The 14,696-nt window shown below is 64.8% G+C and carries 14 protein-coding genes; 12 read left to right on the plus strand and 2 right to left on the minus strand.

What is annotated here, in order from left to right; translation table 11 throughout:
- Positions 1-87 precede the first annotated feature (87 nt).
- The 4 genes from RO07_RS11980 to RO07_RS11995 all read left to right on the plus strand — a co-directional run bounded on the left by RO07_RS11980 (position 88) and on the right by RO07_RS11995 (position 3,422).
- Entirely contained in the window at positions 88-333 is a 246-nt protein-coding gene (locus RO07_RS11980) for a hypothetical protein (RefSeq protein WP_039410976.1), read from the plus strand.
- A gap of 184 nt (positions 334-517) precedes the next feature.
- Positions 518-874, plus strand: a complete 357-nt coding sequence (locus tag RO07_RS11985) for a hypothetical protein (protein WP_072637020.1) — start codon at positions 518-520, stop codon at positions 872-874.
- Between the two features lie 113 nt (positions 875-987).
- Positions 988-1,749 carry a phytanoyl-CoA dioxygenase family protein gene (locus tag RO07_RS11990; protein ID WP_039410979.1) on the plus strand — a complete coding sequence of 254 codons (762 nt, stop codon included), beginning with the start codon at positions 988-990 and terminating at the stop codon, positions 1,747-1,749.
- Between the two features lie 380 nt (positions 1,750-2,129).
- A complete protein-coding gene (locus RO07_RS11995; RefSeq protein ID WP_039410980.1) occupies positions 2,130-3,422 on the plus strand; it encodes a sodium-dependent transporter in 1,293 nt (430 codons plus the stop codon).
- 20 nt (positions 3,423-3,442) lie between these two features.
- Here RO07_RS11995 and gor read toward each other — a convergent pair whose 3' ends face one another.
- A complete protein-coding gene (gene gor / locus RO07_RS12000) occupies positions 3,443-4,804 on the minus strand; it encodes a glutathione-disulfide reductase (RefSeq protein ID WP_039410983.1) in 1,362 nt (453 codons plus the stop codon).
- Positions 4,805-5,342: 538 nt separating this feature from the next.
- Between gor and RO07_RS12005 the strand changes: the two genes are divergently transcribed.
- Entirely contained in the window at positions 5,343-5,855 is a 513-nt protein-coding gene (locus tag RO07_RS12005) for a hypothetical protein (RefSeq protein ID WP_115088821.1), read from the plus strand.
- Here RO07_RS12005 and RO07_RS25915 read toward each other — a convergent pair.
- Positions 5,852-6,028: a hypothetical protein gene (locus RO07_RS25915; RefSeq protein ID WP_157118202.1), complete on the minus strand. Its 177-nt coding sequence runs from the start codon at positions 6,026-6,028 to the stop codon at positions 5,852-5,854. The two genes, RO07_RS12005 and RO07_RS25915, sit on opposite strands and share 4 nt — an antisense overlap.
- Before the next feature lie 22 nt (positions 6,029-6,050).
- Between RO07_RS25915 and RO07_RS12010 the strand changes: the two genes are divergently transcribed.
- The 7 genes from RO07_RS12010 (at position 6,051) to RO07_RS12040 (ending at position 14,685) form a co-directional block, all read left to right on the plus strand.
- Positions 6,051-7,541 carry a DASS family sodium-coupled anion symporter gene (locus RO07_RS12010; protein ID WP_039410987.1) on the plus strand — a complete coding sequence of 497 codons (1,491 nt, stop codon included), beginning with the start codon at positions 6,051-6,053 and terminating at the stop codon, positions 7,539-7,541.
- Positions 7,542-7,608: 67 nt separating this feature from the next.
- The gene (locus RO07_RS12015) at positions 7,609-8,661 is read left to right on the plus strand and encodes an Ldh family oxidoreductase (protein WP_039410988.1); all 1,053 of its coding nucleotides are present in this window, start codon (positions 7,609-7,611) and stop codon (positions 8,659-8,661) included.
- 139 nt (positions 8,662-8,800) lie between these two features.
- Complete coding sequence (locus tag RO07_RS12020; RefSeq protein WP_039410991.1) at positions 8,801-9,226, plus strand: F0F1 ATP synthase subunit epsilon; 426 nt, start codon at positions 8,801-8,803, stop codon at positions 9,224-9,226.
- 519 nt (positions 9,227-9,745) lie between these two features.
- Positions 9,746-10,546, plus strand: coding sequence for an enoyl-CoA hydratase/isomerase family protein (locus RO07_RS12025; protein ID WP_039410993.1), 801 nt, complete (start codon positions 9,746-9,748; stop codon positions 10,544-10,546).
- A gap of 126 nt (positions 10,547-10,672) precedes the next feature.
- Positions 10,673-11,755, plus strand: a complete 1,083-nt coding sequence (locus tag RO07_RS12030) for an ABC transporter substrate-binding protein (protein WP_039410994.1) — start codon at positions 10,673-10,675, stop codon at positions 11,753-11,755.
- A gap of 34 nt (positions 11,756-11,789) precedes the next feature.
- On the plus strand, positions 11,790-12,884 hold the full coding sequence (locus tag RO07_RS12035) for an ABC transporter ATP-binding protein (RefSeq protein ID WP_039410996.1): 1,095 nt from the start codon (positions 11,790-11,792) through the stop codon (positions 12,882-12,884).
- A gap of 43 nt (positions 12,885-12,927) precedes the next feature.
- On the plus strand, positions 12,928-14,685 hold the full coding sequence (locus tag RO07_RS12040; protein ID WP_039410998.1) for an ABC transporter permease subunit: 1,758 nt from the start codon (positions 12,928-12,930) through the stop codon (positions 14,683-14,685).
- Positions 14,686-14,696: the final 11 nt, after the last annotated feature.

Raw genomic sequence — 14,696 nt, forward strand, 5'->3', positions numbered from 1 at the left:
CGCCATGGGCCACGCGTGGGTACGCAGCTCGCGGTATAGTGTAGGGAACGGTCGCGCCCGGCGCGGCCTTCACGAGCGGAGGACTTGATGAGCGATACCCGCAAGCCCAGTCCACAGCGTCCCCATCAGGAAGACGAGGTGGAACGCGACCTCGACGAGGGACTCGAGGAAACGTTTCCGGCGAGCGATCCGGTTTCCATTGGCATCGACAAGCCGACGCGTGTGCCTGCCTCGCGCAATACCCAGGGCAAGCGCCTTGACGAAGGGTTGGAGGAAACCTTCCCTGCGAGCGACCCGGTCTCGATCGACACGGACAAGACGCCAAAGCGCTGACGATCGCGGCACAAAGGCGGCGGATCGGGTGCCATTTCGGGCAGATTTGCCGCACAGCCCCGCCGGACGGGGCCGGCGGCCAAAAAAATATTCTCCGGCCCGGCGTGGGTTTGCCGCCCGGCCGGGGCGAATTCATGGCAAAATGCCGCGCCTGACTCTCTCAGGCTGGGACTGTAGAAAATAAATGGCGGCAGGTACGGTAAAAAAAGTTCGACGTTACGCGCTGGAAACCATCGACGTGATGGGGCAGAGCGGGCTGGGCGTCGTCGAGCGCCCGGACGGGCGATTCGTCATGTATCCGGAGTACTGGACGCAGACGCAGGCGCTCAGCCAGAAAATGCGCACGTTGTACCGCCGCAATTGCCAGCTCGAGTACCAACTGGCGAAGCTCACGCGTGAGCTGGACCGCCTGCGCAGCGTGGTCGACACGCCGCGTCCTGCCGGAAACCCGCAAGCCTCGCTGCCCGGGACCGATGTGCCTCAGCCCGAACCCCAGCCGGCCGCCGAGCTTCCGCCACGACGGCGCAAACGCGCCGCCTGAGCGCGCCGCCGTGCGCCTGCCTGTGCCACGGTTTCGTCATAGCTCCCGATTTCCCTGTATCAGCGACCAAACTCCCCCCAACCAGCCGTTTATTGCTTGCTTCGCCGACCATCATGGCGCTTACCGCATCGCAACTCGAGTCCTTCCGTAACGAGGGGTATCTGATCCTTCCGCGCTATGTTGCGCAGGCCGAGTGCGAGGCGATTCTGGCCGATGCCCGCGCCCAACTGGCGGCGGCGTCGGGGCCGCTGGAGTTCGAGGCGGATGTCGGCTATGCCGGGGCGCCGAGTTCGCGTGACGCCGAAGGCGGGCAAACGGTCCGACGCCTGCTCAAGGCGTATGACCGGGGCGATGCACTGCGCCGATGGGCGACGCGTCCGGAACTCGTCGAGTCGCTCGCACAGATCTTCGGCGAAGACGTCGTGCTTACGCTGGCGCATCACAACTGCGTGATGACCAAGCATCTACACTTCGGCACGGCCACCGGCTGGCATCGCGACATCCGCTATTGGTCGTTCCCCCAGAACTCGCTCGTCTCGGTGTGGCTCGCGCTCGGGCCGGAAACTCGCGCGAACGGCGCGTTGCGCTTCATCCCCGGCTCGCATCGCGAACAACTCAAGCCGCATCAACTCGATTCGCTCGATTTTCTGCGCCCTGACGAACCGGATAACCAGCCGCTCGTTGCACGCGGCCAGCAGGTGCAGCTCGCGCAGGGCGACGTCGTGCTGTTCCACAGCGGGCTGTTTCATGCCGCCGGCCGCAACGAGGGCGACACCACAAAGTTTTCGGTCGTATTCGCCTATCGCGGCCAGAGCAACCCGCCGACGCCGGGCACGCGTTCCGCATCAGCCGGTGAAGTGCCGCTCGGCCACTGAGGCCGGTCCTTCCTCCGCCCGGTGCTTCGGCTTCCGGGCGGTTGCCTGGTAGAACACCCTTCATTTGGGTGCTTTCCTAAAGCCTCTGCACCTTTTCCGGCGTAGACTCTTCGGCCACCCTTGTGGTGTCACGCGCTGGTGCACGCATCTTGCCCATGTCCCGCCCGTTCCTCGCAACGTTGCGGTGTCGTACCAGTAATCTGCCTGACGCCATTCCATGACCTGTGTCGTGTCACCGCTGTGCAGACATCGTTCTGCGGCGCAGGCACGGCCGTTCCCGGAGGAAATACGTGTCCCATTTGCCGATTACACCTGCTGCAACACCCGCAGCCGCGCCCGCCGCATCGAGCACGGCGCGGCGGGCCACATGGGGATCACGAATGGGGTTCGTGCTGGCGGCGGCCGGTTCGGCCGTCGGTCTCGGTGCGGTGTGGAAGTTCCCGTACGTCGTGGGCGAGCATGGCGGCGGCGCCTTTCTCGCGGTGTACCTCGCTTGTGTCCTGACGCTTGGCGTGGCGTTGCTGCTTGCCGAGATGACCATCGGGCGCCTGACGGGCAAATCGATCACCACAGCGCTACGTGAGCTGGGCGGACGCCGCTGGGCTTGGGTAGGGCGGATCGCCACGTTCAACGCCTTTGCCATCCTGTCGTTCTACGTCGTAGTCGGCGGCTGGACGGTGGCGTACCTCTTCCGTGCGGTCACCGGCACGGTGCTCTCGCGCGACACCGCGCATCTGGTCGGCGAGTTTTCGTCGTTCATTGCCGATCCGGTGGCGTCGCTCGCGAGCATGGGGGTGTTCCTGATGCTCACGGCGGCGATCGTCGCGGCCGGCGTGCAGAAGGGCATCGAGCGCGCCGGAAAATGGCTGATGCCCGCGTTCTTCGTGCTGATGTTGCTGGTCATCGTGCGTGCGCTCACGCTGCCAGGCGCGATTGCGGGCGTGGCGTGGTTCCTTACACCGGACTTCTCGGCCATCTCAGGCAACACGCTGCTCGAAGCGTTGGGACTGGCGTTCTTCTCGCTGTCGCTCGGTGCGGGCATGATCGTCGCGTACGGCTCCTATTTGCCGAAGGACGCGCGACTGGCGGGTTCCGCAGTCTGGGTCGCCACGCTCGCGACGCTGGCCTGCTGCCTTGCCGGGCTGATGATCCTGCCGGCGGTGTTCGCCTTCGGCGTCGCGCCCAATGCCGGCCCGGGGCTGACGTTCATCACGATGCCCGCGATCTTCGCGCAGATGCCATTCGGCCATCTCGTGGCCATCGCGTTCTTTCTGTTGCTGCTCTTCGCCGCACTCACGTCGGCCGTTTCGCTCTTCGAGCCCGTCACCGCGTTTCTCATCGACGAATACCGATGGCAGCGTGCTTCGGCCGTGCCCGCGGTGCTTGTCGCCACGTTTTCATTCGGTGCGCCAGCAGCATTGTCGTTCGGGGTGTGGTCGCACGTTCGTCTGTTCGATCGCACGATCTTCGATCTGATGGACTTCGTGACGGTGAATCTGCTGATGCCCGCGGGCGGGCTATGCGTCGCGATCTTCGTCGGCGCACGCATCTGGCCGGCCGCGCGCACGGTGCTCGAGGGCTCGCGTGCCCAGTGGTTCACGCCGGTGTGGCGTGTGCTGCTGCTCACGCTCACGCCGGTCGCGATCTTCGGTGTCTGGTATCAGTGCCTTTGACGTGCCGTGCGCTCACCTGCTCACGCCACCGGCGTTCGCATCGTGACCCATTCTTCGGCCGAGGTCGGATGGACGGCGAGCGTTCGGTCGAAGTCGGCCTTGGTCGCGCCCATCGACAGTGCGATGCCGAGCAACTGGACTTGCTCGCCGGCATGATCGCCAACCATGTGCGCCCCGACGATCTTGTCGGTCGCGCCGTCCACCAGTAGCTTCATCAGCGTTTTTTCCTGACGTCCCGACAACGTGGCCTTCAGCGGACGGAAGCTCGCCTTGTACACCTTGAGCTGCGCATATTGCGCCCGCGCTTCGCTCTCGGTGAGGCCGACGACACCGATTTCCGGCGTGCCGAATACCGCCGTCGGAATCAGCTTGTGATCCACGCGCGTCGGCCGCTCGCCAAAGACGGTATCCGCGAACGCCTGGCCCTCGCGAATGGCCATCGGCGTGAGGTTCACGCGGTCGGTGACGTCGCCCACGGCGAAGATCGACGGCACATTGGTGCGCGAGAACTCGTCCACCATCACGGCACCACGTTCGTTCAGGGCGACGCGGCTCGCCGCCAAGCCGAGCCCCTGCGTGTAGGGCACGCGCCCGGCCGCGCTCAGCAGCACGTCGGCTTCGTGCGTGCTGCCGTCGGAGAGCGTCACACGCAGCCGGTCCTGCACCTTGTCCGCGCGCTCGACGGTTCGCTCGAGAAGGACCTCGATGCCACGCGCCTTGTAGTCGGTTTCGAGCGTCGTGCGCACGTCTTCGTCGAACCCGCGCAGCAGATGCGGGCCACGATGCACCAGGGTGACCTTCGCGCCCAACCCGGCGAAGACGGCGGCGAATTCGATGGCGATGTATCCGCCGCCGATGATCGTGATGCGCTCGGGCAGCGTCTCCAGATGAAACACTTCGTTCGACGAAATCGCATGTTCGCGGCCGACGAAATGCGGCTGATCGGCCGGACGTCCGCCCGTGGCGATCAGGATGTTGCGTGCCGTGACGCGCTCGCCGGTGGCAGGCAGCACCACCGTGTGCGGGCCTTCGACGACGGCACGTGCCTCGATGAGTTGCGCGCCGGCGCGTTCGAGATTCGTGCGATAGATGCCTTCGAGCCGGGCGATTTCGCGGTCCTTGTTCGCGATGAGCGTCTTCCAGTCGAACGAAGGCGAGGGCACTTGCCAACCGAAGCCGGCGGCGTCCTCGAATTCGTCCGCGAAACGGCTCGCGTAGACGAGCAGCTTCTTCGGCACGCAGCCGCGAATGACGCACGTACCGCCCACGCGATACTCTTCCGCCACCTTCACCCGTGCGCCGTACTGCGCCGCCACGCGCGCCGCGCGCACACCGCCGGAACCGGCGCCGATCACGAAAAGATCCACATCGAACTGGGGCATTGCTGACTCCTTGTTGTCTGGCGACACGCGGCGCGCGCATGCGGAAAACGTGCGTCGAACCGTGCGTGTCACGTTGAGCGATTGTGCCAGAGAGCCGCACGCCACGTCGGTGCGGCCCCATGGATTCGGAACGCTCCGATCGTGGTTCAGGAAGTCCCTCGCATGCTTTGTGGCATCTCGGCCATTTCATCCGCCAAGCGGTCCGTCAATCCGGGTTTTCGCACGGTCGTGCACTTTCATTGACGCACATCAATGTGCCAGACGGAACACGGGACGAGAATCGAAGGCGTCGGAAGTCGATCAACGTTTCACCGGTGCGTTGGGACTGGCCCACGAGGTCGTCCATGGCGTATCGCCGCAATGCCGCCGCGGCGGATGGATGTTTCTCAAATGAAACACTTCCCGGGACACCTTTCCGACATGACGCGAATGATGAGGTTGGAAGTGCATACGAATCAACATGTTGTCCTTAGTGGCCCGAAAGTTGCTGTGGAAGTGGCAAGACAGGCGGGATGTACCGCCGACACTCGAGGATGTCATGACGAAGTCGTACTCTTGCCTCATGGGCGCCACGATGGCGCTGGCATTGCTGTATTGCGTCTGGCTGCCGGCGTCGGCACGCACCGCGAATTCGCCGGACGCTCCGGGTCAATCGGAGCCTTCGGTCATCAAGTCGCACGTGGCGGCCAGCGCTGCGCACGGCGCCCGGTCGTCTCGGGGCGCGCGCGTGAAGCGTGCCACCAGGACTTCGGCCTTTGCTCCGCCGGGCTCTCCTCCGCCGGCGCTCGTCGGCGCCGCACCGACGCCGTGGCACGACGTGTTCGGGGAAGCGGGAGCATGGGCGGCCGATCCGATCGTCGTGAGCGGCAGAACATTGAACGACACGCTCGCCAATGCAGGCGTGACGCATCCCGCATCGGGTCTGATCACCGGGCCGCGTGCGGGTCTCACCGGCCTCTATCAGACGGTCTGGCATCACGCGCTCGCAAACTCGGCGTCGAAAGCGCCGTTGTTTGCCGGCGCTCCCGAGTACTTCGGGCTCCATTTCTAATCGGGTTCGCCTTGCCGGATCGCGCGTCGCGCATGCGCTTGCGTGCCGTTCTTCTTGCTGTTTCCCTCGTTGTTTTGCTTCTCCCCCACGCTTGCCTCGCCAAGTTCAAAGCGGTTAGGATTAATCCGCAGTTCAAGCGTGGCATTTCCTCCAGACATGCCGACTGCCGGCATGCCATTCCGTTTCGGAGCCCCTATGAGCACGCCTGAAGTCTCTGTGCAAAGTCTCCCTCAGAAGAAAGCGGTTCCCATCGGACTGATAGCGGGTGTGATCGTCCTGATCGCCGTGCTGTTGATCCCCATGCCCGATGATCTGCCGGTCGCCGGGCATCGCATGCTGGCGATTCTCGCGTTCGCGGTGGTAGTGTGGATCACCGAAGCCGTTTCCTATGAAGCCAGCGCCATCATCATCACCTCGCTGATGGCGTTTCTCGTGGGCACCGCGCCCACGGTGCAGGATCCGAGTGTCGAATATGGCACGTCGCGCGCCATCAGCATGGCGCTGGCCGGTTTCTCCAACTCGGCGCTTGCGCTGGTCGCCGGTGCGCTGTTCATTGCCGCGGCGATGACGCTCACCGGACTCGATCGTCGCATCGCGCTGGTCACCCTCTCCAGAATCGGCACCAGCACGCGACGCGTCATGGTCGGCGCCATCGCCGTGACCATCCTGCTCTCGCTCGTCGTGCCGAGCGCCACTGCGCGCAGCGCGTGCGTGGTGCCGATCATGATGGGCGTGATTGCCGCGTTCGGCGTGGACAAGCGCTCGAACATCGCGGCCGGCATCATGATCATCGTGGCGCAGGCCACCAGCATCTGGAACATCGGGATTCAGACGGCGGCCGCGCAGAACCTGCTGACGGTCGGCTTCATGGACAAGATGCTGGGCTCGCGCATCACCTGGGCCGAATGGCTCGTCGCCGGTGCGCCGTGGGCCGTCATCATGTCGGTGATTCTCGTGGTCCTCGTGCTCCGCATGATGCCGCCCGAGGCCGACGCCATTGCCGGCGGCAAGGAAGCCGTCGAAGCGCAGCTGCGAGAAATGGGGCCGATGACGAGCGCACAGAAGCGCCTGCTTGCCGTGTCGATCGGTCTGCTTTTGTTCTGGGCGACGGAGGGCAAGCTGCACCGCTTCGATACCACGTCGGTGACCTACGTCGGCCTGGTGGCGTTGATGCTGCCGCGCTTCGGCGTGATGACCTGGAAAGAGGTGCAATCGCGCATTCCATGGGGCACCGTGATCGTATTCGGTGTTGGCATCAGTCTCGGCACCGCGCTCCTCACCACGCAGGCGGGGCAGTGGCTCGGCAATCACGTGGTGGCGGCGACCGGTCTCGACTCGCTCCCGACGCTGTGGGTCTTCGCCATTCTGGCGGCGTTCCTGGTTCTCATCCATCTCGGCTTCGCGAGCGCCACGGCGCTGACCTCGGCCATGCTGCCGATCCTGATCTCGGTGCTGCAGACACTGCCGGGCGATTTCAACCGGCTGGGCATGACGATGCTGCTCGGCTTCACGGTGAGCTTCGGTTTCATTTTGCCGATCAACGCGCCGCAGAACATGGTGTGCCTGGGCACCGACACCTTCACCGCGAAGCAGTTCGCCAGGGTCGGTATCGTGGTTACGATCATCGGTTACGCGATGCTGCTGCTCTTCGGCGCGACTTACTGGCGCTGGCTCGGCTGGTTGTGACGTGTGGCAGTCGAAAGGGAGTAAAGGGAGTAAAGGAGTAATGGAGTAATGGAGTAATGGAGTCATCATGCGAATCCCTCTGAAAGATGCCACCGAGTTCGGCAAGCAGCTGCTGCTCGCGCAGGGCGTGCCCGACGATATCGCGCTGGACGTGGCGCAGCACCTGGTCGAGTCGGACCGCGTCGGCTATGCGAGTCACGGCCTGTCGATTCTGCCGACGTACCGCAAGGTGCTCGAAGACGGGCAGGTCAATCCGACCGGCCGACCGACGGTGCTCACCGATCACGGCAATCTGCTGCTCTATGAAGGCAACCGCGGTTTCGGTCAGCATGTGGGCAAGTTCGTCGTCGAGCATGCGATCGCCCGCGCGTTCGACAAGGGGGTGTCGATCCTGACGCTGCGCAACAGCCATCACCTGGGCCGGATGGGGCAGTATGGCGAGATGGCCGCGCAGCAGGGGCTGGTGTTCATGGCCTTCGCGAACGTCACGAACCGCCAGCCGATGGTCGCGCCGTATGGCGGCAGCGAACCGCGTCTGACGACCAATCCGCTGTGCTTCGCCGGTCCGCTGCCGAACGATCGGCCGCCGCTCGTCGTGGACATGGCGACGAGCGCCATCGCGATCAACAAGGCGCGGGTGCTGGCCGCCGAAGGCAAGTCGGCGCCGGTCGGCTCGCTCATCGATGGCTACGGCAATCCGTCGACCGACCCGAGCACGCTGTTCGAGGAACCTTTCGGTGCGTTGCTGCCGTTCGGCGCACACAAAGGCTATGCGCTCGGCATCGTGGCGGAGCTGCTCGCGGGTGTGCTCTCGGGCGGCGGCACGATTCAGCCGGAACACCCGCGCGCCGGCGTCGCGACGAACAACATGTTCGCCATCGTGCTCAACCCGCAGGTCGATTTCTCGGCGACGTGGCGCTCGCACGAGGTCGAGGCGTTCATCGAATATCTGACGTCGTGCCCGCCGCAACCGGGCTTCGATCGTGTGCGATACCCGGGCGAGTACGAAGCGGAAAATCGCAGGAAGCATCACGATCACATCGATCTGACGGCGCCGATCTGGGCGTCGCTCATGAAGATGGCCGCCGAGCTCGACGTGCCGCCGCCGCGTACACTGTGACAAGAAGACCGCTCGTCCGCCCACTCGGGGCCTCGCACGAAAAGCGCGTGTCCGACGGGGATCCGCGGGCCAGGGGAGTGGGTGAAGTCGATATTGAAATGGCGACGTCCAGGCGGCGTTGCAGGGAGAAGTGATACGAATGGCATTCATCAAGGTGGACGTGGTCAGCACCGAGCGTTCGATTTTCTCGGGCGAAGCGCGCTTCGTTGAAGTGCCGGGCACGGCCGGCGAACTGGGCGTACTGCCCGGACATACGCCGTTGCTTACCGGCATCCGTCCGGGAACCGTGCGCATCGAGGCGGCGGACGGCACGGAAACGTTTCTGTATATCGCGGGCGGCTTCGTGGAGATCCAGCCCGACCGGGTCACGGTCCTCGCCGATACGGCCATGCGCGCCGACAGTCTCGATCAGGCGCGTGCCGAGCGCGCGAGAGAGGAAGCGAAGGCGTTGCTTGAACAACAATCGGACGACATCGACTACGCCAAGGCCCAGGCAGAACTCGCGGAAGCCGTCGCCCAATTGCAGGCCATCAAGCGGATGCGCAAGCAGAAGCAGGCCGGGTAATTCCGCTCCAGACCTCACACACGATCCTCACGTGACGCGCCGTATCCGCGGTGCGTTGCGCTTCTCCTGAACGTCCATCGGCAACCGACTTGCCGATCCCGCCGCACGCACTCGCACCGTATCGGTTCCCCCGTTTTCCCCTTCGCCTCGACGCGAAACGTGCCGGTGCCGAACGCCTCGGCGGCGTCTTCCCGTTGCTTTCATCCGCGCTATCCCCCACAGCCATCGTCGTCTGACCGAGGCGGATGTCTCGCGTCCGCCATCGGCCCGTTCTGCCGACGCTCGCATGAGTGCCCGGCATGCGGCGACTGGCGTCGTCACGTCCACGCCCGTGTCTTCGTCGGGACGAGGTGCAACCCGCATGAGGTAAACCCTGAATCGAATCGGCTTGCACCATTTTTTTGAAATAACTATATTGCTTTCAGATAACAGTTATTGCACTGAAATAATTGTTTAGCGATTTGTGCGATGGTCGCATGATCGTCTTTCAATGCACGCGTTCGTGCCTTTGGAGTTCAAATGAGCGAGACAGCAAAGCAAACGGAGCAGGAAGTTCTCTTCAAGCAGGTTGGCAAGGTGGCGGTGATTACCTTGAATCGTCCGCAGGCGCTCAACGCCTGGACCATTGCCATGCGCGAACTGATCATTGCGGCGCTGCAGCGCTACAACGCCGACGAGAGCGTGGCCGCCGTGATCATGACCGGGGCGGGGCGTGCGTTTTCCGCCGGGCAGGATCTGGCCGAGGCGAAGCACTTCGACGGCGACACGGCCATCGAATGGATCAAGGGTTGGGAGCACTACTACGACGTGATTCGCAGCCTGAAGAAGCCGCTCGTCATGGCGCTCAACGGCACGGCCGCTGGCTCGGCGTTCCAGGTTTCGCTGCTCGGCGACATACGCGTCGGGCATCCGGGCGTGCGCATGGGGCAGCCGGAGATCAATGCCGGCATCGCGAGCACGACCGGCCCGTGGATCATGAATCACATGCTGGGTCTGTCGCGCACGATCGAGCTCACGCTCACCGGCCGTCTGATGGACGCCGAGGAGTGTCATCGTCTCGGCCTCATCCATCACCTGGTGCCGGAAGACAAGGTGTTCGAAAAGGCGCTGGAGATTGCCACGGAGCTTGCCGCCAAGCCGCCGGTGGCGATGCGTCTGGACAAGCAGCGCTTCCGCGAGATGACCGAAGGCACGTTCCAGGACGCCATCGCGGCGGGCATGCGCATTCAGCGCGAGTCGTACGAGTCGGGCGAGCCGGCGCGCATGATGGCCGAGTTCTTTGCCAAGCGCGCGGCCAGGACCGGGGCGGCAAGCGCCTGACGACGAAAGCCGCCGTCGAGCGGCGTCTCGCCGCGCGCGCCATGCGCCACCGAGCCGGGCGCGGCGCGGCATTCACCACTACCGGGCATGCCTGTCGCGCCTGTCCACACGTTAGCGGAGTTACCCATGTCCTATTCGCACGACCCGCAAAACCCGTCCCGCCGCCGTTTGCTGCAAGTCGCCGGCGCTACCGCGCTGGCCGGTGCGCTGCCGATGGCGGCATCGCGCATCGCGCATGCGCAGGCCAGGCAATTGATCGTTTCCGACCCGGGCGGTCCGTACACCGTCGCCTATCGCCGTGCGTTCTACGATCCGTTCGAGAAAGCCACCGGCATCAAGGTGGTCAGTGTGGCGCGCGATTCGCAGCCGGTGGCGCAGTTCGCGGCAATGGTGCAGACGAAGAACTTCGTGTGGGACGTGACCACGCTCACACTCTCGGCCGATATCCCGTATCTCGAATCGAAGGGCTTTCTCGAGCCCGTCGGCATGAAGGCGGCCGACTTCCCGGGCATCATGCCCGAGGCCGTGACGGCCGACTGGCTGGGCGTGGACGTCTATTCGACCGTGCTGGCCTATCGCACCGACAAGTTCTCCAAGGAAGCGCCGCAGACGTGGGCCGACTTCTGGGACGTGAAGCGCTTCCCGGGCCGTCGCTCGCTGCGTCGCAGCCCGCTCGACACGCTCGAGCAAGCCCTCATGGCCGACGGCGTGCCCATCGACAAGCTGTACCCGCTCGATCTCGATCGCGCGTTCAAGTCGCTCGACCGCATCAAGCCGCACATCAATCTGTGGTGGACGTCGGGCGCGCAGGCCATGCAGGCGATCCAGAGCGGCGACGTGGACATGATGTCGACGTGGAATGGCCGCGCGCAGGCCGCCATCGACAACAAGGCGCCGGTGAAGATCGTCTGGAACCAGGGCCTCTATTCCATCGAAGGTTGGGGGATCCCGAAGGGCACGCCGCGCGCCGAGTTCGCCCGCCAGTTCGTGCGCTTCTGCGGCGATCCGGCGCGTCAGGCACTGATCACGCAGGATCTCGCGTACGGTCCCACCAACCTCAAGGCGTTCGACGCCATTCCGAAAGATCGCGCACCGCTGCTGCCGACCGCGCCCGCCAACCTCAAGGGCATGCGTCTGCCTAGCCCGCAATGGTGGGCCGAGAATCGCACGAAGGCCACCGAGCGTTTCAACGCGTGGCTGTTGTCGTAAGTCGTCGGGCGTCACGGAGCAGGATGAGCAGAACATGAGTACCAAACTGGAAACCATCGGTCTTGCCAAGACTTATCGCGAGACCCCCGCGCTTCTGCCGACCGACCTGCGGGTGGCGGCGGGAGAGTTTCTTACGCTGCTCGGACCGTCCGGTTCGGGCAAGACCACGCTGTTGCAGATGATCTCGGGACTGGTCGAACCGAGCGCGGGACAACTGCTCATCGACGGGCGCGACGCCACGCACGATGCGCCCGGCAAGCGGGGCATCGGCATGGTCTTCCAAAGCTATGCGCTCTTTCCGCACATGAGTGTCTGGGAAAACGTGGCGTACGGTCTGCGCATGCGCAAGCTGCCGCGCGCCGAGCTCGCGCCGGCAGTCGATGCGGCGCTGGCAATGGTGAAGATGCAGGCATTCGCGCAGCGCCTTCCGTCCGAGCTCTCGGGCGGCCAGCAGCAACGCATCGCGCTGGCGCGCTGCTTCGCGTTTCGTCCGTCGATCATCCTGCTCGATGAACCGCTCGGCGCGCTCGACAAGAAACTGCGCGAGCACATGCAGCTCGAGATTCGCCGGCTGCATCAGGAACTGGGCGCAACCTTCATCTACGTCACGCACGATCAGGACGAGGCGCTCACGCTCTCCGATCGCATTTGCCTGATGAACCAGGCGCGCATCGAGCAGATCGGCACGCCGGCACAGCTGTACGACCGGCCGGCCACGCGCTTCGCCGCCGACTTCCTGGGGCATTCGAACTTGCTCGACGGCGTGGTCGAACGATTGGCGGACGGCCGCGTTGCGCTGCGTGTCGGTGATCGGCTAGTGCCGGTCGGCCCGAGCGCCGATCTGCCGTCGGCCGGCGAGGCGAGCCTGCTGGTGCGCCCGGAGGCGGCGCGACTGACCTCGCCCGAAGACGGGGCGCTTGCCGGCACGATCCGGGAAGTGGTTTTCCTGGGTTCGGATACGCGCGCCATCGTCTCGCTCGGCCGGGACGGCGCGCATCGGACAGATGGCGCCGGCGACGGCGAGGGCGCCGCCTTCACGGTGCGTTGTCCGCGCGAGCTGACGCCGCGTGTGGGCGATCGCGTGGGGCTCGCGTGGGACCATGGACGCGCCACGTTGCTCACGCGCTGAGCTTCCAACATTCGCCAAGTCGTTAGCATCTGGAGTATTTGCCATGTGGCTTGTTCAACGCCTGCCTCAGGCGGGGGCCCGTATTGCCTGGCCGAAGCATCTGGCCCGGTGGTTGCCGGCCTTGCCCGCGTTGTTGTTCCTCGCGGTGTTCTTCATCGTGCCGGTCGTCGAGATCCTGCAAGGCGGGCTGTACGACGGCGATGGCGTGCTGTCGGTCGCCCAGTTCGCCCGGATGACGCATTCGGCCGTGTATGTGAAGGTGCTTGCGTCCACCTTTTGGATTGCATTCCTGACCGCCGCGCTCAGCGTCCTGCTGGGCTATCCCGTCGCGTATTTGCTGGCGCGTCTGTCGGCGCGTTCGCGCGAGCGTTGGCTGCTGTGGATCGTGCTACCGTTCTGGACGAGCTATCTCGTCAAGACCTATGCGTGGATGCTGCTGTTGTCCAAGACCGGTCTGCTCACCCTGGTGGCGACGCACCTCGGGCTGCTCGATGGCGCGGGAACACTCGCGCCGTCGCTGACCGGTGTGCTGATCGGCATGGTCCACGCCATGCTGCCGCTCGCCGTGATGACGATGCTGCCCATCATGCGCGGCATCAACATGCAGCTCGTGCAGGCGGCGCAGACACTCGGCGCCGATCGCGCCACCGGCTTCTTCACGGTGTTCCTGCCGCTGTCCGGGCCGGGTGCGGCGGCGGCCGGGCTGCTCGTCTTCATCACGAGCCTGGGCTTTTTCATCGTGCCGGCGCTGCTTGGCTCGCCGCGTGAATCGATGGTGGCGCAGCTCGTCATTTCCTCCGTGCTGGAACTGTTCGATCTGCGCTTTGCCGGGGCGCTCTCGACCGTCCTGCTGCTGTGTTCCATCGTCGTGTTCTTCGTGTACGACCGCGTGGTCGGCCTGTCGTCGCTCGCCGGCGAAGCGCCCGAGCGCCGCGGCGGCGGGCAGGGTGGCCGCCTGGTGCCGGTGCTGATGACGGTCGGACGTCTGGCGGGCAAGCTGTCGTTCACGCGTGGCGGAGGGGGAAGCGCACACGGCGGTTTTGGCTTGAAGGCCTACACCTGGGTGATCGTGCTGGCGCTGGTGCTGCCGATCGCCTTCGTGGTACCGCTGGCGTTCACCAAGCAATCGTTCGTGGCGTTCCCACCGGAACTGTTCACGATGAAGTGGTTCGTGGCGTTTCTCGAATCGAGCGTGTGGCAGGCCGCGTTGCTGCGCTCGCTCGGTGTGGGGTTCGCCACGGCCGCGCTTGCGCTCGTGCTCGGTTTCGGGGCGAGCCTTGCGCTTGTGCGCCTGCCGTCGCGCTGGCGCAAGCCGCTGTTCGCCGTCTTCATCGCACCGTTGATCGTGCCGCGCATCGTGGTGGCGGTCGGATTGCTGTATCTGTTCGCCCGGTGGGAGTTGGCCGGCACCAACGCGGGGCTCGTCATCGGTCATACCGTGCTGGCGATTCCTTACGTGGTGGTCACGCTGTCCGCGAGCTTCAAGCGTTTCGACTGGCGGCTCGACGACGCGGCCAAGATGCTCGGCGCGTCGGCCTTCACGCGGGTGCGCACCGTACTGCTGCCGTTGCTTGCGGCGAGCCTCGGGTCCGCCTTTCTGTTCGCGTTCATCGTGTCGTTCGACGACCTGACCATCGCGATCTTCGTGTCCGGCGGCATCAACACCACGCTGCCCAAGCAGATGTGGGACGACATCCAGCTTGCGGTCACCCCGACGCTTGCTGCCGTGGCGACCTCGCTTGTGTTCCTGATGGCCTTCGTCGTGTGGCTGTCTTCGATCTTCAAACGCAAGAGCTATTGATTACCGATATC

The organism is Pandoraea pulmonicola (genome assembly GCF_000815105.2).
In the GTDB taxonomy this organism is placed as follows: domain Bacteria; phylum Pseudomonadota; class Gammaproteobacteria; order Burkholderiales; family Burkholderiaceae; genus Pandoraea; species Pandoraea pulmonicola.